Source organism: Mesorhizobium sp. M0590, assembly GCF_040320905.1.
In the GTDB taxonomy this organism is placed as follows: Bacteria; Pseudomonadota; Alphaproteobacteria; order Rhizobiales; family Rhizobiaceae; genus Mesorhizobium.
The window spans coordinates 251,643-275,876 of the sequence record NZ_JAMYQN010000008.1; the positions used below are offsets into that span (position 1 = coordinate 251,643).

A 24,234-nucleotide genomic window follows, 5' to 3' on the forward strand; every position below is an offset into this window, starting at 1 on the left:
GGTGAGCGCATGATTTCAGCCAGTCGGATCGGCTTTCCTCCTCCCATGCCCGGTTCGGATCAGGGGCGGTCGCCAACGGCCGCCCTTTTTGTGAGCACAGGCTTTGGGCCGGCTTGCCATGGTTCCCGTCATTTGCGATGCCTCATCCCTTTCAGGGAGTACAGCCATGACCGACTATAAAACCGCCATCGTCACCGGCGCCGGTACGGGCATCGGCAAAAGCGTCGCCACGGCGCTGCTCAAGGCCGGCTGGAACACGGTCTTCTGCGGTCGCCGCAAGCCGGTGCTGGAGGATGCGATCGCCGCGGCCGGGCCGACGCAGGCCAAGGCATTGGCCTTCGCCTGCGACATCAGCAAGGCCGATCAGGTCGACGATCTGTTCGAGACGGTGGCTGCGGCTTTCGGGCGCGTCGACCTGCTCTTCAACAATGCCGGCACGAGCTACAAATCGACGTTGATCGACGACATCCCGGTCGACGTGTGGAACGACATCGTCGGGGTCAATCTCACCGGCTCGTTCCTGTGTGCTCGCGCCGCGTTCGGCGCCATGCGCAGGCAGCAGCCGATGGGCGGCCGCATCATCAACAACGGCTCGGTATCGGCCTATGCGCCACGGCCGGGCTCGGTGCCCTATACGGCGACCAAGCACGCCATCACCGGGCTGACCAAGACGCTGGCGCTGGACGGCAGGCCCTACGACATTGCTTGCGGCCAGATCGACATCGGCAACGCGCTGACCGACATGGCGCAAGCGATGACGGTCGGCGTGCCGCAAGCCAACGGCACCATTGCCGCCGAAGCGGTGATGGATGTCGAGCGCGTCGCCGATGCCGTCCTCCATATGGCCAGCCTGCCGCTCGACGCGAACGTCCTGTTCATGACCGTGATGGCGACGAAGATGCCATTTGTCGGGCGAGGCTAAATTAGTCTCAACCCGGTCTAAATCAGGGCCGGGTGACCGGAAGCGGCACGCCGGGTAAATATAGCGAAATCGGGCGGATTTCGTAGACGGCGGTCGGATTGACGCGGCGAAGGTCGCGCGCAATGTCGATGGCGGCGTCACGGTTGGCGCAGTCGACGACATAGAGCCCCAGCAATTGTTCCTTGGTCTCGGCGAAGGGGCCGTCGATAACCATTCCGGTGCCTGGCCCGCGCAAGGTGCAGGCGTCTTGTGTCGCGCCGAGCCGGGCCGCCGGCCCAAGGGTGCCTTGCTGGTAGAGCCGATCGTTGATCTGGAGAAGATCGGTCATCAGCGCCGCATCCTGCTCAGGCGTCAGTGCCGTAATCGCTTCTTCCTCGTGATAGGCAAGAATGGCATAGAACATCTGGCTTCTCCTTTCGCCGTCCTCACTTCGCCAGGAACGCCTCGATCCGCTCCAGCGCGCGCAGGATGTTCTCCTCGGAATTGGCGTAGGACAGCCTGACATAGCCTTCGCCGAGAATGCCGAAATCGGGGCCGCCGATCAGCGCCACGCCGGCATCCTCGAGCAGCGCCGAGGCGAGCTTCTTGGCCTTCCAGCCGGTCTTGGAAACATTGGGGAAGGCATAGAAGGCGCCTTTCGGCGTAATGCAGGAAACGCCGGGCAAGGCATTCAACCCCTCGACCACGACCTTCCTGCGGCGGTCGAAGGCGCGCATCATCTTGTCGACATCGTCCTGCGGGCCGTCGATGGCGGCAATGCCGGCATACTGGCTCGGCGCGTTGACGCAGGACCAGCAATTGACCGCCAGCTTGCGCACCTTGTCGTAGAGATGCGCGCCCTTGTCGCCATTCGGCCAGATCGACCAGCCCATGCGCCAGCCGGTCATCGCCCAGGTCTTCGACCAGCCGTTGAGCACGATCAGCCGGTCGCGGATTTCGGGGAAGGCGAGCAGCGAGCAGTGCGTCTCGCCGTCATAGGTCATCACGTCGTAGATCTCGTCGGAGAGGATGGCGACGTCCGGGTGCGCTTCCAGCCCCTTGACCAGCTTCTCAATCTCGGCGCGCGGCGTGACGCCGCCGGTCGGATTGGCCGGCGAGTTGAGAATCAGCAGCCTGGTCTTCGGCGTGATCAGCGCCAAGGTCTCCGCAGCCGAAAAGGCAAAGCCGTTCTCCTCGCGCATCGGCACCGGGATGGGGGCAGCACCGGTGAACTCGATCATCGAGCGGTAGATCGGAAAGCCGGGATCGGGATAGAGAATTTCGGCGCCCGGCTCGCCGAACATCAGGATGGCCGCGAACATGGTCGGCTTGCCGCCGGGCAGGATCATCACCGCTTCGGGCGAGACTTCGACGCCGGTAGTGGCCAGCGTGCGGCGGACCACCGCTTCGCGCGTCGCCAGCAGGCCGTTGGCCGGCGTATAGCCGTGATGGCCGTCGCGCAGCGCCTTGATCGCGGCCTCGACGATGTGCTGCGGCGTCTTGAAGTCGGGCTGGCCGATGCCGAGATTGACAATGTCGCGGCCCTGGTGGGCAAGTGCCGTGGCACGCGCCAGCACTGCGAACGCATTTTCCTCGCCGAGGCGGTCGAAGGCCGAAATCGTGTGGAGCATTTTTCCTGTCCGTGTGGTTCTTTCAGCGAGCGTGCGTTTTTGTGAGCGTCCGCCCGCAAAAGTCAAACGGATTGGAGTTTTCGGTGTCGGAAAATCTCAAGAATTGGCAACCGCGCCCGCGGCCCGAACGCAAGGTGCTGGAGGGGCGAACTGTCAGGCTGGAGCCGCTCAACGCCGAAAAGCACGGCGACGGCCTGTTTGAGGCCTCGTCGGTGGCCGATGTCGACGGCCGCTTTGCCTGGCTGCCAGACTACCCGCCGGAGAGCCGCGCCGCCTTCCAGCCATGGCTGGACAAGGCGGAAGCCAGCGAAGACCCGCTGTTCTTCACGGTCATCGACAAGGCCAGCGGCAAGGTCGCCGGGCGCCAGACGCTGATGCGCATCGACGCCACCTACGGCGTCATTGAGATCGGCAACATCTATTGGGGCCCGCTGATCTCGCGTAAGCCGGCCGCGACGGAAGCGCAGTTCCTGTTCATGAAGTATGTCTTCGACGAGCTTGGCTATCGCCGCTACGAATGGAAATGCAACAATCGCAACGAGCCGTCGAAGCGCGCGGCGGAACGTTTCGGCTTCAAGTTCGAGGGCATTTTCCGTCAGCATCTTGTGGTCAAGGGCGAAAACCGCGATACCGCGTGGTATTCGATCATCGACAGGGAATGGCCTGATCTGCGCAGAGCCTATGAGGCGTGGCTCGATCCGGCTAATTTCGACAGCGATGGCCAGCAGAAGCGGCGGCTCGAGGATTTCCGCGCCGAGTTCGGCGCCTGACCATGCTCCCGAAAAGTGGTATCCGGTTTTTCGGGTAAGATCATGGTCAAATAGAAAGATAGAGCCTCCATCCCGAGTCTGCCGGGATGGATCAGGCTCTAGCAGGGGCTATAGATGGCGCATACCCACGACCACGCTTCGCAGGTCCACGACCACAGCCATCGCGCAGGTCATGTGCACGGCTCGACCGACAAGAAGCGCGTGCTGATCGCTGCCTGCCTGACCGCCGGCTTCATGGTCGTCGAAGCGCTTGGCGGTCTCTTGACGGGATCGCTGGCGCTGCTGGCGGATGCCGGCCACATGCTTGCCGATTGCGTCGCGCTCGGCCTTGCCTGGTATGCCTTTCACCTTGCGAGCCGGCCGGCGACCGTGCGCCTCACCTACGGCTTCGGCCGGGTCAAGACGCTGGTCGCCTACACCAACGGCATCGCCATCTTCGCCATCGCGCTGTGGATCGTCTACGAGGCTTGGGGCCGCTTGCAAGCGCCGGCTCCGGTGCTCGGCGGGCCGATGCTGGTCGTCGCGATCGCCGGCCTGCTGGTCAATCTCGGCTCGTTCTACGTGCTGCATGGCGGCGACCGCGGCAGCCTGAACATGCGCGGCGCCATCCTGCACGTGCTCGGCGACCTGCTAGGCTCGGCCGCGGCGATCGTGGCGGCGCTGGTGATCCTGGCGACGGGCTGGACGCCCATCGATCCGATCCTGTCGGTGCTTGTCGCGCTGCTGATCCTGTCCACGGCCTGGTCGCTGATGCGCGAGGCCGCCCACGTCCTGCTCGAAGGCGTGCCGGCAAGCCTCGACCGCGACCTGATCGCCAGGGACATCGAAGGCTCGATCAAGGGCGTGCGCGAGGTGCATCACATGCATGTCTGGTCGATCGACGGTTCCAGCAACATGGCGACGTTGCATGCCTGCCTCAATGACGGCGTCGACGCGCATATGGCGGTCAGCGCGATCAAGAAGCGGCTTGCGGCGGAACATGGCATAGCCCATGCCACGGTCGAACCGGAATTCGGCCGATGTGCCGACAGCCATGAGCATGATGACGAGCACGATCATGCGCATGATACGGCACCGCACCGCGGCCATTATCACTGACTTCGGGAGTTCTGGGCATTGGCAACGATTGACATGAACTCTCGCCACCCTGGCGCCGCGTGATGGACCGCGACACCCGCAATGCGGCGATCGGCGCCGCCTGGGTTTTGCTGCTGTTCGGCATCGCAGCCTATTATCTTCCAACAGTGATGCTGGCGGTCGGCAAGGTCTCGACGGTGCTTGCCGGCGTCGTCGCGGCGATCTTCATGGTGGCAATCTTCGTCGTGTTCTGGCTGCGTAGCCGCAGCCAGCGCAAAAAGGGAAAGTGACATGCGCATTCTGATTACCGGCGCGGCAGGCATGGTCGGCCACAAGCTCATCGCCAGGTTGGCCAAGGACGGGACGCTCGGCGGCCGCAAGATCGCCGCGCTCGACCTTCACGACATCGTGCCGCCGCAGGCGCCGGTCCTCGACAGCGTCGGCATTAGCGTCCACACCGGCGACCTTGCAGCGCCGGGCGCGACGGCAAATCTGGTCGCGCCGCGCCCCGACGTGATCTTCCATCTCGCCGGCGTGGTGTCGGGCGAGGCGGAGGCCAATTTCGATCTCGGCTATCGCGTCAATCTCGACGGCACAAGGGCGCTGTTCGATGCCATCCGCTTGGCGGCCTATACACCGCGCGTCGTCTTCACCTCGTCGATCGCCGTGTTCGGCGCACCGTTTCCCGACATCATTCCGGACGAGTTCCACCCGACGCCGCTGACCTCCTACGGCACGCAGAAGCTGATCGGCGAGGCGCTGCTTGCCGACTATACGCGCCGCGGTTTCTTCGACGGCATCGGCATTAGGCTGCCGACCATCTGCGTCAGGCCGGGAAAGCCGAACAAGGCGGCCTCAGGGTTCTTCTCCGGTATCATCCGCGAGCCGCTGAGCGGCCATGAAGCGATCCTGCCGGTGCCGCGCTCGGTCGTCCACACACACGCCAGCCCGCGTTCGGCGGTGAATTTCCTGATCCATGCGGCTCAGATCGACGGCAGTGCCGTCGGCCCGCGCCGCAACCTGACGATGCCGGGCGTCGACGTCACCGTCGGCGAACAGATCGAAGCGCTGGAACGTGTCGCCGGCGCCAAGGCGGTGAAACTGATCCGCGAGGAGCCCGACGAGACGATCTGGGCGATCGTCAAGGGCTGGCCGACGCGCTTCGAGGCGCGGCGCTCGAGGGAGCTTGGCTTTGCGGCGGAGACGAGTTTTGATGAGATTATACGCGTCCATATTGAGGATGAGCTGGGCGGCAGGATTTAACGTGGCGCCGTCTTCCTTCTCCCCTTGTGGGAGAAGGTGGATTGGCGCGCAGCGCCAAGACGGTTGAGGGGTGCTGGACAGAGCGCTGTTGGCGCCAAGCTGGAACACCCCTCATCCGTCGCCTTCGGCGACACCTTCTCCCACAAGGGGAGAAGGGAGAGTCGCGCCTGGACGTCACCCGCCGGTCGTCAGGCTGGCCGAGAGCAGCAGCAGGCCGAACAGGAAGACGAAGGCGGCGCCGCCGATCTCGACGAAGGAATGGATGCGGTTGCCCATGCGGCCGTCGCCGGCGAAATACACCGCCCAGTTCTTCGCGGTCACCGCAAGCGTCGCCAGGGCCGAGACGGTGATTGCGGTGCCGAGTGCCATGGCCAGCACCGAAAGGATGCCGCCGAACCACAGCCCGTTCAGCAAGGCGAAGCTCAGCACGATCAGCGCGCCTGAACAGGGGCGGATACCGACGGCAGCCACCGCCGACCAGGCCGTGCGCCAATCGAAGCGATCACCGGAAAGCAGCGCCGGGTCGGGCGCATGCGAGTGTCCGCAGGTCTCGCAGACCTCGCCCGCCGCATGGCTGTGGTGATCGTGCGCAGCATGGGCGTGGTCGTGGGCGCCGTGATCGTGATGGTCATGCGCATGATCGTGGTGGTCATGCGCATCAAGCGCGTGGGAATGTGCCGCATGGGCATGTGAATGGGCGGCATGTGAATGGCCGGAATGTGAATGGCCGGCATGGGCAGCCGAGAGGCTGTAGCCCGGATTTGCGCCGAACAGGCGAAGGATGGCCGGGCCGGCCTTGCGCCACAGCAGCCAGGCGCCGAACAGAGTGACGAAGACATAGCTCATGATTTCGAGGAACCATGCGGCGTCTGTCATCGAGACAGCAGTGCCGCGCAGCAAGAAATAGGCGACCAGCATCACCACGATCGCGGTCAGCGCCTGCAGCAGGGCCGAGACGAAGGACAGCATGATGCCGCGCCGGAGCGCCACTTCATTGGCCACCATGTAGGAAGAGATCACCGCCTTGCCGTGACCGGGGCCGGCGGCGTGGAAAATGCCATAGGCAAAGGACAGGCCGATGAGCAGCCACAACTTGCTGCCGTCCTGGCGCATCGCCTTCATCGCGCCGGCAAGCGCATGATAGAATTCCTGCTGGCGCAGATTGATCCACATCAGGATGTGGGCGAACGGGCCGGTGGCGGTTGGAGCCATGCCGTCATTGGTGCCGATGCCGAGTGAACTCTGGGCGTGGGCGGTGCCGAGAAAGTGCGTCATCACAAAGGCGACGGCCAGAAGACCGAATGCCAAACGCAGGGACGGTTTGGTCACTGGATCTATCCTTCCGGCTGACAGGTCAGTTCAAGCTTGGTGGCAAAGATCTTGCTCATGTCGGTGCCTGTCGGATCGTTGAAGAAGGCCTCGGTCAGGGTCTTCTGGTTCTGGGCGATCGCCTCGTCCGGGTTCGGGCGGACAACCTTGCTGGTGCAGGTCGGCGGCAACCCATCGACCTGCAGATTGGCATCCTCGGTGAAATCGATCGCGGTGTAGAAGGTCGGGTCGTAGACGCCGATATCTATCTTGCCGCTCAGTTTGATCGGCACCTTCGGTTCAGATTCAAACAGGATGATCAACTGGTCATTGTCGAAATTGGCCATCAAATGAGGCGGCGGGGTCATTGCCACGTCCTTGCCGTCGACGGTGACGAGCTGGAAATAGTTGAACTCGGCAAGCGAGGCATGGACGGTGTCGGCGACATCCTTCAGCTCTTTGTCGTCGAGTTTCAGGTCGGAATTCTTGTCGAACTCCATCATCACCGTGCTCGAAAACAAATCATCGAAGCGCCAGACATGGCGCAATGCCTTCACAGTTTGGTGATCCGGGCCGAGGACCACTTCGAGGCGGGCTTCAGCGAAGACGTGGGGATGCACCTCAGCCGGTCCGACGGCGGCAAACGTCGCGGTCAAGGCCGAAGCCAGCATCATTGCTTGCCGTTTCAGGTGCATTCTCGGTCGCGATTCAATCGGCTTCGGTGAATTGCCGACAGTTACCAGAAAGCGGGCGAAAATGGGACCGCAACGCGGCTGAAAGCTCATGCGTTGTCCAGCGTCTTGAACCACTGCACCAGGAAGTCGACGAAAACGCGAACTTTTGCAGGCAGATAGCGCCGGTGCGGATAGACAGCAAAAATGCCGCCGCCGGGCAGAATGCGGTCATCCAGCGCAGTCACCAGCTTGCCGCTTTCGATGTCGGGCGCGGCGATAAAATCCGGCAGGATGGAAAACCCCAGTCCAGCCACGGCGGCCGCCCTCGCCGCCATCGGGCTGTTGACCTCGATCGGGCCGGAGACCGAAACACTCACCGTATCGGCACCGTCGCCCTTGAACGGCCAGTTGGTGAGCCAGCGGCCATTGGTGTCGATGATGCAAGGCACGCGGGCAAGGTCTTGCGCCCTGACCGGCATGCCGTGCTTGGCGATCAGTTCGGGAGACGCGCAAAGCCGTACCGAAAACGGCGCCAGGCGCCTGGCGATCAGTGAGGAATTTTCCAGCCGCGAAATGCGCACTGCCAGATCGAAACCCTCTTCGACCAGATCGACGAAGCGGTCGTCGAGATGAATGTCGAGCACGATGTCGGGATGCTGCTTGGCGAAGTCGATCAGCGATTGGCCGATCGGCGCGTCGGCAAAGGTGCGCGGCGCCGACAGCTTGATCCTGCCGCGCACGTCGCCGGAGGATTCGCGCACCGCATCGGCAAGGCTGTCGACCTCGCGCACGATCTCCGAGGCGCGCCGGTAATAGGTGTGGCCGGCTTCGGTCATCGAGAACTGCCTGGTGGTGCGGTTGAGCAGTAGCGCGCCGAGCTCGTCCTCCAGCTCGCGCACATATTTCGACAGCAGCGCCTTCGAGCGGCCGATCTTGCGTGCCGCCGCCGAAAAGCCTTCGGCCTCGACGACATCGATGAAGGCACGCATGCGGGTCAGCGTATCCATGTCATGCGCCTCCTTGGGGGGCTGAAAGGATGCGGGCGGCCAGCGCAATCAGCTGCCGGTCGCTGTTCTTCGGACCGAGCAGCGAAAGGCCGAACGGCGCCCCGCCGACCTTGCCGAGCGGCAGCGTGATTTGCGGAAAACCGGACAGGCCGGAAAGACACAGCAATCTCAGCGCGCGCTCGCGATAGATCTGCAAATCATCAAATAATTCGGCCTTGAGCGGCGCCGCACCCGGAGCGGTCGGAAGCACAAGAACGCCGTCCTCGCCAAGCAGGTCGGTAAGCTCGAGGCGAAACGAAACGCGACGTTCCGTTTCGTGCTGCGCGGTTGCCGGGCCGACGGTCGCGCCATGCTCGAAGCGCTCCTTGACGCCGGGTCCCAGCATGCGGTCGCCGCCAGCGATCCAGGCGCCGTGGCTTTGCCAGGCTTCATAGCCTTGCAGCTTGCGGAAGCACCAATAAAGATCGTCAGTGGAATGCGACAGCGGGCCAACGCTGCGCGGCGCGCCCAGCACCGAAGCGACACTGCGGACCATGGCGCGATATTCCTCGGCCTCCAGCGGGCCGAGCACGAGGCTGTCCAGCGCGTCGAGGGCAAGAGGGCGTACCAGTTCGTGGCGGTGCGGATCGTCGCCGAGCAGCACCGTGCCGACCTTTTCGTAGGTGACGATATCCCTGGCAAACCAGCCGAACGTGTCCAGCGAAGGCGCCAGCGGCATGGCGCCGTCGAGCGAAATGCGGCCATGCGTGGTCCTGAGGCCGATCAGGCCGCAGAAGCTTGCCGGCGCACGGATCGAGCCGCCGGTGTCGGAGCCGGTGGCGATATCGGCCAGCCCGCCGGCGACTGCAGAAGCAGAACCCGAGGACGAGCCGCCGGTGACGCGGTCGGGTGCCGCCGGATTGATCGGCGATGGGAAATGCGCGTTCAGCCCCAGCAGGGAAAAGGCGAGTTCGTCGGTCTGCGTCTTGCCGACGAAGCGGGCGCCCGAATCAAGCAGCGTCTGGACGGCCGGCGCGGTGGCCGTGGCCGGCGAGGCTTCGCGGTATTTCTGCGGATTGCCGCAACCGGTGCGGTAGCCGGCGACGTCGAAGATATCCTTGACGGCCAACCGCAAGCCGGCAAGCGGGCCGGATTGCGCATTGGTAACAGGGACTTGATCAAGATCGAGAAAAGCGTTCAGCGGGCCGCGAGTGCCTGTCATGCGTTCGATATCCGGGTGTGCTTGCCGCAGCATTGTTCTTCTGGTCCCGCAGCATTGTTCGATGCCACAAATTTTACAACCTGCGATACGATTTTTATTGATTGTGAAATCTTTCGATCTTATATCGCGCTTGCCCAAAGTCGCACGTGCCTGTGGGTGTCCGCCGATCCTCGAATGGTGAGGGCAATCGGTAAGGTAACTGGAGCCAACCCCTCCAGTCGGTTTAGCGGCCAACCGCCAACCGAGGACACCTTGAAGCAACGACGGTGCGGGCCTTTCTGGTGTTCTGCCGGTCGTCCAAAGACCGGGGTTACTGAAGAGGCACACCTTCATTGCCGGCAGTGCGGACGGGTCTCCCATCCAAGCCAAGGCAGACAAAGCGAACCGAGGCCGGGCAAGGCCAAGGTTCACCGCCGCGAGACGGCGCTTCATGGTTCCGGGGTCTCCACCGGCTGGTTCCATGGATTTCCGTCCCGCCTTTGTCCACCGCGTGTTCGCGAGGCCGAGAGCCCGCGTCCGCAAGCCTTTGTGCGCGCCGAAAGGCGCTGATGGAGAGACCCCGATGGCTACCCAGCGCATCCTTGACTTTCTCGCCACCCGACGTCCGAACGGCCCGTGCCTCGTCGTCGACCTCGATGTCGTGCGCGACAATTTCCGCGCCTTCGAGAAGGCGCTTCCCGATTCCAAGATCTACTATGCGGTGAAAGCAAATCCGGCGCCGGAAATCCTGCGCCTGCTTGCTGCGATGGGCTCGTCCTTCGACACCGCTTCCGTTGCCGAAGTCGAGATGGCGATGGACGCCGGTGCGCCGGCGGACCGCATCTCCTTCGGCAACACCATCAAGAAGGAGCGCGACATCCAGCGCGCCTACCAGCTCGGCATCCGGCTGTTTGCGGTGGACTGCGTCGAGGAGGTCGAGAAGATCGCCCGCGTCGCTCCCGGCGCCCGTGTGTTCTGCCGCGTCCTGACCGACGGCGAGGGTGCCGAATGGCCGCTGTCGCGCAAGTTCGGCTGTGTGCCGGCGATGGCGGTCGACGTGCTGCGCCATGCCAGGGCGCTCGGCCTCGACGCCCATGGCGTATCATTCCATGTCGGCTCGCAGCAGACCGACCTGACCGCCTGGGATCGCGCGCTGGCCGACGCCAAGAAGGTGTTCGCGACGCTGGCCGACGAAGGCATCGTGCTGAAGATGGTCAATATGGGCGGCGGCTTCCCGACCCGCTATCTCAGGGATGTGCCGGTGGCGCAGGCCTATGGCCAGGCGATCTTCTCGGCGCTCAGGAAGCATTTCGGCAACGCCATCCCCGAGACGATCATCGAGCCGGGCCGCGGCATGGTCGGCAATGCCGGGGTGATCAAGTCGGAGGTCGTGCTGATCTCGAAGAAGGCCGATAACGACAATGTGCGCTGGGTGTTCCTCGACATCGGCAAGTTCGGCGGTCTTGCCGAGACCATGGACGAGGCGATCCGCTATCCGATCGTCACCGCGCATGACGGCAGCGAGACCGCGCCTTGCGTGCTCGCCGGCCCGACCTGCGATTCGGCCGACGTGATGTACGAAAAGACGCCGTACCCGCTGCCCTTATCGCTGACCATCGGCGACGAGGTGCTGATCGAGGGCACCGGCGCCTACACGACGACCTACGCCTCGGTCGCCTTCAACGGCTTCGAGCCTCTCCGATCCTACGTGATCTGAGGGCTCGCAAGAGTTGCTCAGATCATCCCCGGTGGGCGCCTGTCGCCCGCCCGGGCTCGCCTGTGGAACAATCCGCTTGTGAAGGATCGCGGAAATGAACATTGCAGATCTCATCGTTGAAGGCGTGGGAATCTCCCCCCTCGAGGGGGAGATGGCCGCGAAGCGGCCAGAGGGGGTCGGTTCGACTGGACTCGGCCTCCTGCCGCAGATGGAGGCCGGCGCTTCACGCGCGACAACCCCCTCTGTCGCCTTCGGCGACATCTCCCCCTCGAGGGGGGAGATTGCGGTCGTCGCCGAAACCGCCGCCGACGTCCCGGCTCGCGAGGCTTTGCTCGATCGCGCCATGGGGCCGAAGCGCCGGAAGAAGTCGTCGGAAAAGCTGCGGCGCGGCCGCCGGCCTTCGGAGGGCCTGGCCTTTGTCGCGCGCGATGCGTCGGGCACTGTTGCCGGCACGGTGCGGCTGTGGGACGTGGTGCTGGGCGAGGGCGGCACGGCAGCTCTGCTGCTCGGCCCGCTTGCGGTCGACCCGGCGCTGAAAAATGCCGGCATCGGCTCGGCGCTGATGCGCCATGCGGTCACTGAGGCCGAGCGGCTTGGCCATGCGGCGATCCTGCTGGTCGGCGACGCGCCCTATTACGAGCGCTTCGGGTTTTCGGCCGCAAAGACCGGCTCGCTGGCCATGCCGGGGCCTTACGAGCGGCACCGCCTGCTGGCGCGGGAACTGGTTGTCGGCGCGCTCGACGGCGCGCAAGGCACGCTGAAGGCGGCAGGGCGCAAGCTGAAGGCGCAGGGGCTGCCGCTCGCTGCCTGATGGTTCGAAGCAAGCCGCCCGCCCATCGCGCGGCGGCTTGTTTCACCTCAAGTGCTCAGCCGATCAGTTGGCTGAGCGCCATGGCGACGCTCATGTCGCCTTCGACCTTTATCTTGCCGGACATGAAGGCCATGGTCGGGTTGAGATCGCCTGATATCAGCGAGTCCAAATCGTCGAGCGACAGCTTTATGGTGCAATCGGCCGGCGCATCGGTGGTCGAGACATCGGCGCCGTCGATGACGACGACGCCGTCGCTGCCGGTGTCGAATTTCACGGAGCGATCGAACCCGGCACTCGCCACGCGCGACCTGATCTTGTCGGCAATCTCCTGAACGCTCATGGCGGTTCTCCTCGTCTCGTTGCGTTTGTCGCGCGCCGGCGCTTCGACCTGGCCGAAGTCGCATGCCTGGTTTTACAGCCACGGTCGCTGGCGCATATAGCTTTGGGTTGACGTTTACGTCAACGCGGTTCCCCGAGATGAAGATGGGTTGTATCGCCGCAGCATCACGCGGGCATGACACCTCGGCGGCCTGCATGTTGCCATGCGATGTTGCCGAGGGTATCAGGCACCCACGAATATCGGCGAGCCGCCCCGGTGCTTTCCAGAAACGAACCGCCCAGAAACGAACCGCAAGTCTATGCCCGCCGGTTGCGCGCGGTGCTGATCAGATCGATCCCGCTGCTCGAGGCGCGCGGTATTGCCGTCGTCATTCTGGCTGCCCTGGTCGGGGTGATGGCGGGTGCGCTGGTCACCGGCATGAGCGGACTGGTGCAGGTCCTGCATGGGCTTATGTTCGGCGTTCAGCCCGGCGGTCGGCTTTCGGCGATGTTTTCGCTGCAAAGGCCGGAGCAGGCGCTGATACCGGCGATCGGCGGCATCCTGCTCGGGCTGACGGTGATCTGGCTGAGAAAGCGGAAGTTCCGCACGCCGGTCGATCCGATCGAAGCCAACGCGCTTTATGGCGGCCGCATGTCGCTGACCGACACCTTCATCATCGCCGGGCAGACGATGATCTCGAGCGGCTTCGGCGCTTCGGTCGGGCTCGAGGCCGGCTATACGCAGGTGGGTTCGGGCCTGGCGTCGCGGCTGGCGCGCTTGTTCAGGCTGCGCCGCAACGATGTCCGCATCCTGGTCGGCTGCGGTGCCGCCGGCGCGATCGCCGCCGCCTTCGACGCGCCGCTGACCGGCGCCTTCTACGGTTTCGAGCTGGTCATCGGCATCTACTCGGTCGCCAATGTCGCGCCGGTAATGGCCGCCGCGATCTCGGCCTCGCTGACCGCAGAGGTGTTCGGCGGCGTGCCGTTTCCGCTGGAGCTCGCCGGTCTGCCGCAGCTCACCGTCAGCCAGTATTTGCCGTTCATGCTGCTCGGGCTTCTGGGCGGCGGTGCTTCCATCGCCATCATGCATCTGGTGAGCCTGATCGAGCGCCTCTTTGCCCGGCTGTCGATCGACGCCTCGCTGCGCCCCGCCATCGGCGGCGTGATGGTCGGGCTGCTGGGGCTGGTCACGCCGCAAGTCCTGTCCAGCGGCCATGGCGCGCTGCACCGCGAATTCGCGATGAATTACGGGCTGGCCGTGGTGGCCAGCGTCTTCGTGCTGAAGCTGGCGGCCTCGGCGATCTCGCTCGGCTCCGGCTTCCGCGGCGGCTTGTTCTTTGCCTCGCTGTTTCTCGGCGCGCTGCTCGGCAAGATGTTTGCCGGCGCGATGGCATTCGTCTCGCCGGCGACCGGCATCGACCCTGCCGTCGCCGCCGTCGTCGGCATGACCTCGCTCGCCGTCGGCGTCGTCGGCGGCCCGTTGACGATGACCTTCCTGGCGCTGGAATCGACCCGCGACCTGACGCTGACCGGCGTGGTGCTGGCTGCCTCGCTCATGGCGGCGATCCTGGTGCGCGAAACGTTCGGCTATTCCTTCTCGACATGGCGCTTTCACCTGCGCGGCGAAACGATCCGCAGCGCGCATGATGTCGGCTGGATGCGGAGCCTGACTGTCGGCTCGATGATGCGAAAGGATGTCCGCACCATCGACGCCTCGACGACGCTTGCGGAATTCCGCAAGCAGGTGCCGCTCGGTGCCTCGCAGCGCGTCATCGCGGTTGACGCCGACCTGCATTATGTCGGCGTGCTGATCGTCGCCGAATTGCACAGCCATTTGTCGGATGACGAGATGCCGGTGCTGTCCTTCGCCAAATTCAGGGATGCGGTGCTGGTGCCGAGCATGAACGTGCAATCGGCGGCCGAGACCTTCCAGCGCGCCGGCGCCGAGGAATTGGCGGTGGTCGAGGATTTCACCGATCGCAAGGTGGTCGGTCTGCTGACCGAAGGCCACCTGATGCGGCGCTATGCCGAAGAACTCGACAAGGCGCGGCGCGATCTGTCGGGCGAGGGGTAGCCGCGTCCTGTCCCGATTGCGATGCGACACACATGTCGGCTGCTGCGTAAGGAGGGCTCACGTCAACGGCCCGCTAATCGCCGGCTCCGAAATCCGATTGCGCCGACTGTCTTCTTCCTTGTGGAAGAGTGTCTTGAAGAAAAGAGCGTCGGGAACCGCCTTGATTACTTTTGCGATCACGGCGGTCGCGAGCACGGCAAACGCTAGGCGACCGAGAAGCACGCTCGTAACATCAGCGCCAAGTGTGACAACGACCAACGTATCCTCAATGAGGCTATGGGCAAAACCCATGAACACGCAGGCAAGGAATATCTGACGCGGCTCGGCGCTAGGCGTGCGCGCCTCGCGGATCAGCAGTCCTGCGCCATAGGAAATCCCGAGAAACAGGCCAACAGCGGCGAAAGGTACCGTCTGCTTTTCGATGCCGGCGAGCCGAAAGAGCGGTGCAAGCCCTCTGTTCATCCACTCCAAAATGCCCGACATCTTGAGAAGCTCGATCACCCAGCTCAGCGCAAGCAGAACAACGAGCATGATGCCCAGGGTTTTGAGCGTACCCAGGAGAAAGCCGCCCCAGTCGGTGCTTTCATTCGTCGGCATCCACGCCGGCTTCACCGGTCCTGACAGCCATCCGGTCACGGCGAATATCTGATGCAGAAGGACAGCAAAGACCAAACCCCCGCCAATACGAAGCGCCGCGGTGACCAGGAAGCTCGGCCCGGCCCTCTGAATGATCCGTTGCTCGATCGGAATGGCATGTGCAAACAGCAAGAGAGCCGAAAGAACCGTCATGTCGGCAGTGCTGAGCGCCGAAACCGGAACCAAGGTGAGTACGATCACAAGCGCGCCCCAGATCCCGACCAGCAATCCCGTCAGCCAGGCAAAGGCGAGTTCAGGTGGCAACCCCACCTGCAACATGAGCGGGGAGAAGAACGGAGAAATCGCCTGGATGACGCCAAGGTCCTGCAGCAGCCGCGTGGCAATCGCAACCGGAACGATCACGCGAACCAGTTCCCAATAGATTTCAAGCGTCTCCAATGTCTTGCGATAGAAGGCGGCGCAAATTGCCATCATGCTGCTCCATCATTCCTGGAGCCGTCTGAGTAGCGTGAGACGCTTCGCATTTGTGGCCAAAGTTTGCGATTCCGTGCAATAAAATTGCAACGCACCGACGATGAGCGCGACCGACATGGACAAGATCGACAGAAGGCTTCTCAACCTGCTCCAGGATGATGCCTCACGAACTAACGCCAAACTGGCGGGGTTAGTCGGGCTTTCCCCTTCGAGCTGCCTGCGCCGCATACGACGACTGAAGAAGAGCGGTGTCATCAGCCGCGTTGTCGCGCTTCTCGCACCGGCAAAGGCTGGCCGGGGCTTGAAGGCGATCGTCGCCGTCGAACTGGAGCGTCATGGCGAGCAGTTTATGCGGGACTTTCTCGAGTTGGCCGCTCAGGAACCGGCCGTCACTCAGGCCTACAGTGTGAGCGGCGAAACCGATGCCGTCCTCATGCTCCGCCTGACGGATATGGAAGAGTTCGATGCGCTGTGCGAGCGACTGTTCCGAGACCGAAGCAACGTCGCGCGATACCACACGATGTTCGTGATCCGAACGGCCAAGGAAGTGACCGCAATTCCACTGTAGTGTTCGGGTTGCGATAGACCTGCCAGGCCGTGAATTCAGCGGCCCGGCGGAGAAACTCTACGAACATTTCAATATGCCGAAAGGGGGTAGTGAAGGCAGCTTGGAGGCAACGCCTGGCGCACGCGAGGACAATCGCCAGCGCCGAATGTCGGAATTGGGCGCCAGCTCGACGCATTTCATGGCGCCTCCCTCACGCCAAGGCATGAAGCTGTCCTTGTTGGCTCAAGGAGAATTCGCATGCGTGGTCATTGCTTATGTGGCGCTATTGCCTTTGAAGTCGATGGCCCGGCACAGGCCTGCGTGGTCTGTCATTGTGAAAGTTGTCGGCGGCAATGTTCTGCGCCGATGACCTCCTATATTGGCGTCTTGAACGGCCAATGGCGATGGCTGGGCAAGCTACCGAAGGTATTCAACTCTTCTCCCGGTGTGGAAAGAACATTTTGCGATCACTGTGGTACGCCGCTGTCCTTCCGCTCAAAAAACATGTCTGATGTCATGCATTTTTTTGCGGCAGCGATGGAGGAGCCAGAAAAATTTGCACCTACGCTGCATGTCGCTTTTGAGGAGAAGCTTCCTTGGTTGAAACTCGCCGACAACCTGCCGACTCGTTTTGGGCCTGACTATACGAAAGACTAGGATCTGCTCGCATCGAGACAAACGGTGGAAGCTGCGGACAGCATCCGGAAGCGAGATGATGCCTCCGTCCGTTCAAACGGCGGTCGAACATTATCGATCGCGGCTGCTCTCGACCTGCTTGAGCGGCAGCAGGTAGGCGATGATCTGCTGATCGCCGAGTGCTGGATCAAAGCCAATAATGTCGGAGGCGAAAAGGTCGTGGGCGGGGCGTCTCTCGAAGCCGAGACTTTCATACAACTTGTATGCAGACGTCATGGACGAGGCAGTGTGAAGCGCAAGGCCGCCTGAGCCCTGCAGACGCGCTTGCATGACGCACCATTCGCAAAGCGCGCGGCCATATCCGCGGCCCTGTGCCGAGGGAACAACCGCGAGAGTCCTGAGGCCTGCCAGCCCGGGCGGCCAGCCCATGCCGTCAAAGGCGGCATCGGCGTAGTAGGTGACCGTCCCGACGAGGCGTCCCTCGGCTTCGAGCACCGCGACGCTGGCTTTCGCCCAACGCCCCGCGACATCCCGCGCATCCTTGACGTAGGGCTCGAAGATGTGCGGTGCCAGAACGGGCCGTAACGATGCGAAAGCCTCTGAGACGAGCAACCCAATTCCATCCAGTTCCTGACGGCTTGCCAGGCGGACGCGTGGCTTGGATGCGATCTGCATGCATGTCCTCACTGCTCCAGTAATTCGACCGTATGTAGGGCTCCCTCCGGCTGGCTGGACTTCGCCCGGCTTCGGCCGTCGGCCGTATCCCGCAGCGCGATTCACCCGGAGAGGTTCGCCTGCCACAATAATGACCGGCAGCAAGATTCCAATGGACCTGAGCCGTCGAGCCGCGACGACGAGTTAATCGGCGGAGCACCTCAAACTTTCGGTAACAGTTTGCTCATGCTTATGCGCTCCTCGACCTCGTATCCGCACTTTCGGTAGAACCCAAGAACCGTCGAATTGGAAGCGACAATTTGGAGGTTGATCTTTATGCAACCAAGGCCGGCGAGCCGCCTTTCGGCCTCATGGATGAGGGCCTCGCCGATCCCTTTTTGGCGATGGGACTGCAAGGTAGCGATGCGCGATATCCAACCTCGATGGCCGTCATACCCGGCGATGATCGATCCGACGACCTGATCGGCCTCTATCGCCACCAAAAGCAGGTTCGGCTGATGCCTCAGCTTCCCGCGAAGCGGGAGCGATCGTAGTTGCGCGACATCTCGAGCCCAGACTATCCGGCTCTATAGTGGAGCGTTACGGCGACCCAGCAGCAGAGCGATGCCCAACGCCGGAAGCGTCGCCGTCGCGACGGCGAAGAAGACGAATTGCAGCCCGGCCGACCCAGCGACCAAGCCGAGCGCCGGACTGCCGAAGCCGAGCGCCACGTCGAGGAAGACGGTGTAGAGTCCCATGGCCAGGCCGCGGCTGCTTGGTGGAAGATGGCTTACGGCCTCGGCACCGAAACCGGGATAGACCAGCGAGTAGCCGAGGCCAGTCAGGCCCGCTCCGATGGCGGCGAGAACGGGCCCGGGCGCAAGCCAGATCAGCATCAGCCCTGCCGCCTCGACCGCCACGAAGATCACGGCGACGCGCGCGCCCCCTAACCTGTCAGGCAGGTGGCCGAAGCACAGCCTTGCCGCGATCAGCGACGCGGCATAAGTGGTGAAGGGAAGCCAGACCGGCTGCCAGCCGCGTTCGGCAAAGAGCAGCGCGCCAAAGGCCAGGATTGCGCCATAGCCAAGGCTGCTGAAAGCAGCTCCGACGCCGGGAAGCCAGACCGCTTGCGCCACGCTCGTCCATGACTGTCGCGCGGCGCTCGCGGCGAGGCTGGTGCCACGCATAGGCAGGATGGCAAGCAGCGTCGCAAGTGGCAGGCCGACCGTCGCGAGTGCGATCGCGGCGAAGCCGCTCGCCGTGTAAAGCGCAGATCCGATCGGCGCGCCTAGCGCGAGTGCTGCGAACATCGCCGTGCCCACCCAGGCTATGACCTTTCCGGAGTTCTGTCCGCCCGCAAGGGAGAGGCCCCAGGCGACGCCGCCTGTGATGATGAAGCTCTCAGACGCGCCCAGTACCGCCCGGCCGGCGAAGAGCGCCGATGCGGACGCTGCCGGCCGGTCGAGCAATGCCAGCGAGCCGAGGTAAATGAACCCCGCCAGGGCAGCGGCAATGAGGCCGACGACGACGGCCCGCTTGCCGCCGCGCCCATCGGCATAATTTCCGGCTCCAATGCGCGACAGCATCGAGGCGACGAACTGGCTGCCCGTCACCAGCCCGACTGCGAAGGGGCCGAAGCCGAGTTGCTGGTGAAGATGCAGCGGCAGGACGGGTAGCGCCAAGCCGATCAGGAGGAAGCCGGCGAAGACAGCCGCCATGATTGGCACCAGTTCCGCCATCGCGCCATTTCGGTCCGAAGTCCGCGCCATTGTGGCCACCGATAACACGTTGACAGCCGGGCTGTTCCGATCAGTAACGTTCGTAGGTCACGCGCCAGCCTTCGGCCGGATTGTCCGGCGTCAGGACCAGTTTGTTGTCCGAGACTTCGAATTTGCGTTTCATGCTCTTCCCGACAAGGTTGCGGACCAGGGAGGACTCGATCGTGATGACGAAGGTCTTGTCCTGGTCGTTGATGGCGACCGGCCCGTAATAGGCTTCGTAGCCATTCGCCGTGTAAGGCGTGTCCGGCGCCTTAGCGTCGGGGTTCTGGGCCTGCACCGAGAGGGTGCGGGCCTCGGTGAAGATGACCTGGCCGGAATATGGCACGGGCTTGAGGTTTCCCTCGGCACCGGCCTCGAGCGACCTCATGCGCCATGCGCCGATGATCGGGGACTCTTGGGAGAAAGCCGGCGTGGCGACCGAAAGCGCAAGCGCAAGGGCAGCGATCTTCAATCTCATCGTCATATGTCGTTGTTCTTTTTCTCGTTTGTGGGTGCGGACAGGCCGTCCGCCCAATCTTCGCTTACACCGAAAGCATGACCTTGATGGCGCGCCGCTCGTCCATGGCGCGGTAGCCTTCAGCGACCTCGGCCAACGGCAGCTTGAGGTCGAAGACCTTGCCGGGCTTGATCCTGCCCTTGAGCACACGGTCCATGAGGTCGGGCAGGAAGCGGCGCACCGGCGCGGGGCCGCCCAGCATGCGCTTCTGGCCGAAGAAGAGATTCTGGCCATCGAAGCTCACGCCATGCGGTACGCCGACATAGCCGATGGTGCCGCCGGGGCGAGAGCAGGCCAGCGCCTGGTCGAAGGATTCCGCCGTGCCAACGCATTCCAGCACCGAGTCCGCGCCGACGTCCTTAGTGAGCCCTTTGATCCGGGCCACACCTTCCTCGCCGCGCTCAGCGACGATGTCGGTCGCGCCGAATTCGCGGGCGAGTTTTTGGCGGCTGGCGTGCCGGCTCATGGCGATGATGCGCTCGGCGCCCATCTCCTTGGCCGCAAGCACGCCCATCAGGCCGACCGCACCGTCGCCGACCACCACCACCGTCGATCCTTCTCGGACCTCGGCTGCGTCGGCCGCATACCAGCCGGTGCCGAGCACATCGGACACAGCCAGCAGGTCAGGGATGAGTTCGGCCGGCGGCACCTCGGCGGTGGCGACCAGTGTGCCATCCGCCAACGGCACGCGGGCGTAAGGCGCCTGCGCGCCCGACATGAACTCGCGCTGCACACAGGACGACTGGAAGCCGAAGCGGCAATGCGGGCAGGTATTGTCGGAGAGGCAGAACGAGCCGACGACGAACTGGCCGGGACGGACCGTGCCCACCTCTGCGCCGACCTCGACGACGATGCCACAATATTCGTGGCCCATATGCATCGGGCCGTTGACCGGCTGCAGCCCGCGATAGGGCCACAGGTCCGAGCCGCAGATGCAGCTCGCCGAGAGCTTGATGATAGCATCCGTCGGGCGAAGGATCCTTGGGTCTTCGACTTCCTCGCAGCGGATGTCGCCGGGCTTATGAAGAACGGTTGCGAGCATTTTGCTTTCCTTTCGTTCAATCGATGTCAGGCGCCGTAGTCGGCGTCGCTGACGTGTTCCAGCCAGTCCACCACCTTGCCGTCTTTGACCTCCTGGAGGGCAATGTGGATCATGGCCGTCTCGGGTGAGGCACCGTGCCAATGCTTCTCGCCGGGTGCGAACCAGACAACGTCACCGAGACGGATCTCCTCGACCGGCCCGCCCTCGCTCTGAACGAGGCCGAGGCCGGAGACGACGATCAACGTCTGTCCAAGCGGATGCGTGTGCCAGGCGGTGCGGGCGCCCGGCTCGAACGTCACCTGCGCGCCCTGCACGCGCGCGGCGTCGAACGGGTTGAACAGCGGATCGATGCGGACCGTGCCGGTGAACCAGTCGGAAGGCCCCTCGCCAGACGGCCTGGTGCCTGCGCGAAGAATATCCATGGTGATCTCCTGTCAGATGCGTTCGATGCGAAGCGGGAACTTGCCGCTTACGTGTAGGGCCTCTTCGCCCGCGTCGAAGCGGCCGAGCCTGATCAGCCCGGGATGGCGGTAGTCGGCGTAGAACATGGCCAGATTGCCCCAGGGCATGAAGTAGCAAAGGTCGTATGGCCGCTCGTTGCCGAACGGGCCGCTGCCCTCCTCCGTCAGCTTGCGCGGCAGATAGGCAATCTTCTCGTTATGCGCGTAGTCGTCGATGGTGAGATCGAGCGGCAGCATGGTGAAGAAGTCGCGCGCCGACGGATTGTCGTAGAGCGTGGCGGTCATGGTCCGGCCATTGAAAATCATCTTGATCCTCATGTCGGTGGGCTCCTGGCTGCCTGGGTCGCTGCCCTGCTGGCTGCGGGCGGCCCGCGGCAGGACCGTTGCCGCGAGCGCGCCGCCGAGCAACGCGCGGCGGCTGAGGTCCGGACGGTCGATCGTCATGGCTGCCGTCATGGCTGCGACCTCCGGGCCAAATGCGATGCTGCAAAGGCGGCGAGCGCCGATCCACAGAGCAGCACCGCGCCGAAAGTGAATGCACCCCACCAGCCGACCGTATCGAAGAGCGTGCCACCGATGGCGGCGCCGCCGGTGATGGCGAGCTGGATGACGGCTACCTGCAACCCGCCGCCGGCCTCCGCGTCGTCCGGCAACGTCCGGCTGAGCCACGTGCCCCAGCCAACGGGCGCGGCCGTGCCGAAGAAGCCCCAGGCAACGAGCAGCGGCGCTGTAGGAATCGGCAGCGTACCGAAGGCGATGAGCGCTACGGCCAACGCGGCCATGACCAGCGGGATGACGATGAGGATGCTGAACAGGCGCGTGCGCAAAAGCGGGCCTATGCAGAGGGTGCCGAGCACCCCGGCCAGCCCCATCGCCAGCAGGATCGCCGAAAGCGCGGCGATGTCGAGCCTAGTGACGCTCTCGAGGAAGGGCCGCAGATAGGTGAAGAGCGCGAACTGGCCCATGAACAGCATCATGATCGACGCCATGCCGGTGGCGACAGGAAGACGGCCGAGGAGCGCCAGCGGATTGCCTGGACGCTTCCTCCGGCGCGGGGGCAGCGCCGGCAGGCTTGTCCACTGCCAGACCAGCGCCAGGAGCCCAAGCGGCACGACGAGGAAGAAAGCGCCGCGCCAGCCGACATAGGCGCCAAGAAAACTGCCCAGCGGCGCGGCGATGGTGGCCGCAATGGCATTGCCAGCGTTTAGCATGGCGAGACCCTTCGGAACCATGTCTTGCGGCACGAGGCGCATGACGATCGCGGTCGACATCGACCAGAACCCGCCGATCGCGATGCCGAGCAGCGCTCGGCCGACCATGAGGAACGCGTAGTTCGGCGCGAAGGTGACAGTGAGCCCGGACACGATGAGGAGAAGGGTGAAGCCGGTCACGACCAGTCGGCGGTCGATCCGGCGCGTGAGGCCGGCGACCAGCAGGCTGGTCACGACGGCGAAAGCGCCCGAAATCGAGATCGCCTGTCCCGTGCGGCCCTCGGTGATGCCGAGATCGGCCGCTAACGGCGACAGCAGGCTGACCGGCATGAATTCCGACGCGATGAGCACGGAAACACACAGAGCCATCGACAGCACCGCGCCCCATGCGGCGCGGTCTTCGACAAGCCTTGTGTCGTACGTCGTTTCCATAATTGGCATCCTTGCAAGGCGACGGGGGTGGATCAGCCGCCCATCCCCGTCACCATGCTGGAAGATATTGCAGAGGAACCCATTCTATTAGACTGAGTAATTCGCATGGACTTATCTGCTTATGATATAAATGTCCGACGGGAGGTGCCCTATGCAGCGCGATGGCATGAAGGATTTGCTCTGGTTCGTGGCGGTCGCCCGGGAGCGCAGCTTCACCAAGGCGGCGGCCAAGCTCGGAACCTCGCAGTCGACTCTGAGCTCGACAATCAAGGAGCTTGAAGCTCGTCTTGGCGTCCGCCTGCTGACGCGTACGACGCGGAGCGTCGCTCCGACCGAGGCCGGCGAGCGACTTTTCCAATCTCTTGTTCCCCGCTTCGAGGAAATCGAAGCCGACCTTGCAAGTCTGGTGGCCTTTCGCGACAAGCCCTCCGGAACGGTCCGCATCACGCTGTCCGACCATGCGCTCCAGACGACCGTCTGGCCGAAGCTGCAGCCCTTGCTCAGCGACTATCCTGACGTGTGCGTCGAACTCTACAGCGACAACGGCATGAAGAACATTGTGGAGGAGCGCTTCGACGCAGGCGTGCGGCTTGGTGAGAGCATCGACAGGGATATGATCGCAGTGCGCATCGGGCCGGATTGGAGGCTCGTGGCCGTGGCTTCGCCGGAGTACTTTTCCCGCCATCCGGTTCCGACCGCACCGCAGGATCTGGTCGATCATGACTGCATCAATATGCGGCAGGCGACGTTCGGCGGATTATATGCCTGGGAATTCGCCAGGGATGGCCGCGACCTTCGTGTGCGGGTGGAAGGCCAACTCACCTTCAATTCGTCCATTCCCATGATCGAGGCTGCGATAAGCGGTTTCGGGATCGCCTATGTCCCGGAAAACCTCGTCAGCCACCACATCGCCAAGGGATACCTTAGGCTCGTGCTTGACGACTGGAGTCCGCCATTTGCGGGCTATCACCTCTACTACCCGAGCAGGCGACAGCTCTCGCCTGCGATGGCGGTGATCATTGAGACGCTCCGCCATCGCATCTGACTCCCAAGACTGTGCCTATGAATCATGAAGCTGACATTGGTAAGTTGTGTGCGTCAAGTTCTGCAAAATGGCGTGGCATTGCGGTGACGTCGGCGTGTCCGCCGCGCAGCCCCCGTGTTTAGCGGAG

General features: G+C 63.6%; 27 protein-coding genes. 11 read left to right on the forward strand and 16 right to left on the reverse strand.

The window, feature by feature from the left end; translation table 11 throughout:
* Positions 1-166: 166 nt before the first annotated feature.
* Entirely contained in the window at positions 167-922 is a 756-nt protein-coding gene (locus NKI52_RS16145) for an SDR family oxidoreductase (RefSeq protein ID WP_352698598.1), read from the forward strand.
* Between the two features lie 22 nt (positions 923-944).
* On the opposite strand, the gene NKI52_RS16150 is transcribed toward NKI52_RS16145, so the two are convergent.
* Complete coding sequence (locus tag NKI52_RS16150; protein WP_352568121.1) at positions 945-1,325, reverse strand: YciI family protein; 381 nt, start codon at positions 1,323-1,325, stop codon at positions 945-947.
* Positions 1,326-1,347: 22 nt separating this feature from the next.
* Positions 1,348-2,532 (reverse strand): pyridoxal phosphate-dependent aminotransferase, encoded by a 1,185-nt coding sequence (locus tag NKI52_RS16155; protein WP_352568120.1) that lies wholly within the window; start codon positions 2,530-2,532, stop codon positions 1,348-1,350.
* A gap of 83 nt (positions 2,533-2,615) precedes the next feature.
* Here NKI52_RS16155 and NKI52_RS16160 point away from each other — a divergent pair, with 83 nt between their 5' ends.
* From NKI52_RS16160 to denD, 4 genes are all read left to right on the forward strand, one after another.
* Positions 2,616-3,302 carry a GNAT family N-acetyltransferase gene (locus tag NKI52_RS16160; RefSeq protein WP_352568119.1) on the forward strand — a complete coding sequence of 229 codons (687 nt, stop codon included), beginning with the start codon at positions 2,616-2,618 and terminating at the stop codon, positions 3,300-3,302.
* A 114-nt stretch (positions 3,303-3,416) separates the two neighbouring features.
* Positions 3,417-4,400, forward strand: coding sequence for a cation diffusion facilitator family transporter (locus NKI52_RS16165; RefSeq protein WP_352568118.1), 984 nt, complete (start codon positions 3,417-3,419; stop codon positions 4,398-4,400).
* Positions 4,401-4,462: 62 nt separating this feature from the next.
* On the forward strand, positions 4,463-4,669 hold the full coding sequence (locus NKI52_RS16170) for a hypothetical protein (RefSeq protein WP_352448198.1): 207 nt from the start codon (positions 4,463-4,465) through the stop codon (positions 4,667-4,669).
* Between the two features lies 1 nt (position 4,670).
* Positions 4,671-5,642 carry a D-erythronate dehydrogenase gene (denD, locus tag NKI52_RS16175; protein WP_352698601.1) on the forward strand — a complete coding sequence of 324 codons (972 nt, stop codon included), beginning with the start codon at positions 4,671-4,673 and terminating at the stop codon, positions 5,640-5,642.
* Positions 5,643-5,816: 174 nt separating this feature from the next.
* On the opposite strand, the gene NKI52_RS16180 is transcribed toward denD, so the two are convergent.
* The 4 genes from NKI52_RS16180 to NKI52_RS16195 form a co-directional block, all read right to left on the reverse strand.
* On the reverse strand, positions 5,817-6,971 hold the full coding sequence (locus tag NKI52_RS16180; RefSeq protein WP_502894479.1) for a nickel/cobalt transporter: 1,155 nt from the start codon (positions 6,969-6,971) through the stop codon (positions 5,817-5,819).
* 5 nt (positions 6,972-6,976) lie between these two features.
* Positions 6,977-7,645 carry a DUF1007 family protein gene (locus NKI52_RS16185; protein WP_352564924.1) on the reverse strand — a complete coding sequence of 223 codons (669 nt, stop codon included), beginning with the start codon at positions 7,643-7,645 and terminating at the stop codon, positions 6,977-6,979.
* Positions 7,646-7,731: 86 nt separating this feature from the next.
* Complete coding sequence (locus NKI52_RS16190; RefSeq protein WP_352588045.1) at positions 7,732-8,631, reverse strand: LysR family transcriptional regulator; 900 nt, start codon at positions 8,629-8,631, stop codon at positions 7,732-7,734.
* A gap of 1 nt (position 8,632) precedes the next feature.
* Entirely contained in the window at positions 8,633-9,832 is a 1,200-nt protein-coding gene (locus NKI52_RS16195; protein WP_352644135.1) for an amidase, read from the reverse strand.
* A gap of 562 nt (positions 9,833-10,394) precedes the next feature.
* Between NKI52_RS16195 and odc2 the strand changes: the two genes are divergently transcribed.
* Together odc2 and NKI52_RS16205 are read left to right on the forward strand one after the other, a co-directional pair.
* The gene (gene odc2 / locus NKI52_RS16200) at positions 10,395-11,528 is read left to right on the forward strand and encodes an ornithine/lysine decarboxylase (RefSeq protein WP_023675424.1); all 1,134 of its coding nucleotides are present in this window, start codon (positions 10,395-10,397) and stop codon (positions 11,526-11,528) included.
* A 208-nt stretch (positions 11,529-11,736) separates the two neighbouring features.
* Positions 11,737-12,339: a GNAT family N-acetyltransferase gene (locus NKI52_RS16205; RefSeq protein ID WP_352698616.1), complete on the forward strand. Its 603-nt coding sequence runs from the start codon at positions 11,737-11,739 to the stop codon at positions 12,337-12,339.
* A 55-nt stretch (positions 12,340-12,394) separates the two neighbouring features.
* Here the strand turns inward: NKI52_RS16205 and NKI52_RS16210 are convergent, their stop codons facing one another.
* Entirely contained in the window at positions 12,395-12,679 is a 285-nt protein-coding gene (locus NKI52_RS16210; RefSeq protein ID WP_023675426.1) for an SCP2 sterol-binding domain-containing protein, read from the reverse strand.
* Positions 12,680-12,988: 309 nt separating this feature from the next.
* Between NKI52_RS16210 and NKI52_RS16215 the strand changes: the two genes are divergently transcribed.
* On the forward strand, positions 12,989-14,731 hold the full coding sequence (locus NKI52_RS16215; protein ID WP_198023539.1) for a chloride channel protein: 1,743 nt from the start codon (positions 12,989-12,991) through the stop codon (positions 14,729-14,731).
* 57 nt (positions 14,732-14,788) lie between these two features.
* Here the strand turns inward: NKI52_RS16215 and NKI52_RS16220 are convergent, their stop codons facing one another.
* Positions 14,789-15,799 carry a nucleoside recognition domain-containing protein gene (locus NKI52_RS16220; protein WP_352698603.1) on the reverse strand — a complete coding sequence of 337 codons (1,011 nt, stop codon included), beginning with the start codon at positions 15,797-15,799 and terminating at the stop codon, positions 14,789-14,791.
* 118 nt (positions 15,800-15,917) lie between these two features.
* Here NKI52_RS16220 and NKI52_RS16225 point away from each other — a divergent pair, with 118 nt between their 5' ends.
* Together NKI52_RS16225 and NKI52_RS16230 are read left to right on the forward strand one after the other, a co-directional pair.
* Entirely contained in the window at positions 15,918-16,370 is a 453-nt protein-coding gene (locus NKI52_RS16225) for an Lrp/AsnC family transcriptional regulator (RefSeq protein ID WP_352698605.1), read from the forward strand.
* Positions 16,371-16,607: 237 nt separating this feature from the next.
* On the forward strand, positions 16,608-17,006 hold the full coding sequence (locus tag NKI52_RS16230) for a GFA family protein (protein ID WP_352448190.1): 399 nt from the start codon (positions 16,608-16,610) through the stop codon (positions 17,004-17,006).
* A gap of 90 nt (positions 17,007-17,096) precedes the next feature.
* Here the strand turns inward: NKI52_RS16230 and NKI52_RS16235 are convergent, their stop codons facing one another.
* The 8 genes from NKI52_RS16235 to NKI52_RS16270 form a co-directional block, all read right to left on the reverse strand.
* Positions 17,097-17,660, reverse strand: a complete 564-nt coding sequence (locus NKI52_RS16235; RefSeq protein WP_352568107.1) for a GNAT family N-acetyltransferase — start codon at positions 17,658-17,660, stop codon at positions 17,097-17,099.
* A 200-nt stretch (positions 17,661-17,860) separates the two neighbouring features.
* Positions 17,861-18,220, reverse strand: a complete 360-nt coding sequence (locus NKI52_RS16240) for a GNAT family N-acetyltransferase (RefSeq protein ID WP_352698618.1) — start codon at positions 18,218-18,220, stop codon at positions 17,861-17,863.
* Positions 18,221-18,226: 6 nt separating this feature from the next.
* Positions 18,227-19,408, reverse strand: coding sequence for an arabinose transporter (locus NKI52_RS16245; RefSeq protein WP_352698607.1), 1,182 nt, complete (start codon positions 19,406-19,408; stop codon positions 18,227-18,229).
* Between the two features lie 40 nt (positions 19,409-19,448).
* Positions 19,449-19,877: a lipocalin-like domain-containing protein gene (locus NKI52_RS16250; RefSeq protein WP_352644140.1), complete on the reverse strand. Its 429-nt coding sequence runs from the start codon at positions 19,875-19,877 to the stop codon at positions 19,449-19,451.
* Between the two features lie 64 nt (positions 19,878-19,941).
* Positions 19,942-20,958: a zinc-dependent alcohol dehydrogenase family protein gene (locus tag NKI52_RS16255; protein WP_352576068.1), complete on the reverse strand. Its 1,017-nt coding sequence runs from the start codon at positions 20,956-20,958 to the stop codon at positions 19,942-19,944.
* A 26-nt stretch (positions 20,959-20,984) separates the two neighbouring features.
* Complete coding sequence (locus tag NKI52_RS16260) at positions 20,985-21,380, reverse strand: (R)-mandelonitrile lyase (protein WP_352576066.1); 396 nt, start codon at positions 21,378-21,380, stop codon at positions 20,985-20,987.
* 12 nt (positions 21,381-21,392) lie between these two features.
* Complete coding sequence (locus tag NKI52_RS16265) at positions 21,393-21,875, reverse strand: cyclophilin-like fold protein (RefSeq protein WP_502897759.1); 483 nt, start codon at positions 21,873-21,875, stop codon at positions 21,393-21,395.
* Positions 21,872-23,062, reverse strand: a complete 1,191-nt coding sequence (locus NKI52_RS16270) for an MFS transporter (protein WP_352698610.1) — start codon at positions 23,060-23,062, stop codon at positions 21,872-21,874. Before NKI52_RS16270 ends, NKI52_RS16265 begins: the two co-directional genes overlap by 4 nt.
* A gap of 151 nt (positions 23,063-23,213) precedes the next feature.
* On the opposite strand from NKI52_RS16270, the gene NKI52_RS16275 reads away from it, so the two are divergent.
* Positions 23,214-24,107, forward strand: a complete 894-nt coding sequence (locus NKI52_RS16275; protein WP_352698612.1) for a LysR family transcriptional regulator — start codon at positions 23,214-23,216, stop codon at positions 24,105-24,107.
* Positions 24,108-24,234 lie beyond the last annotated feature (127 nt).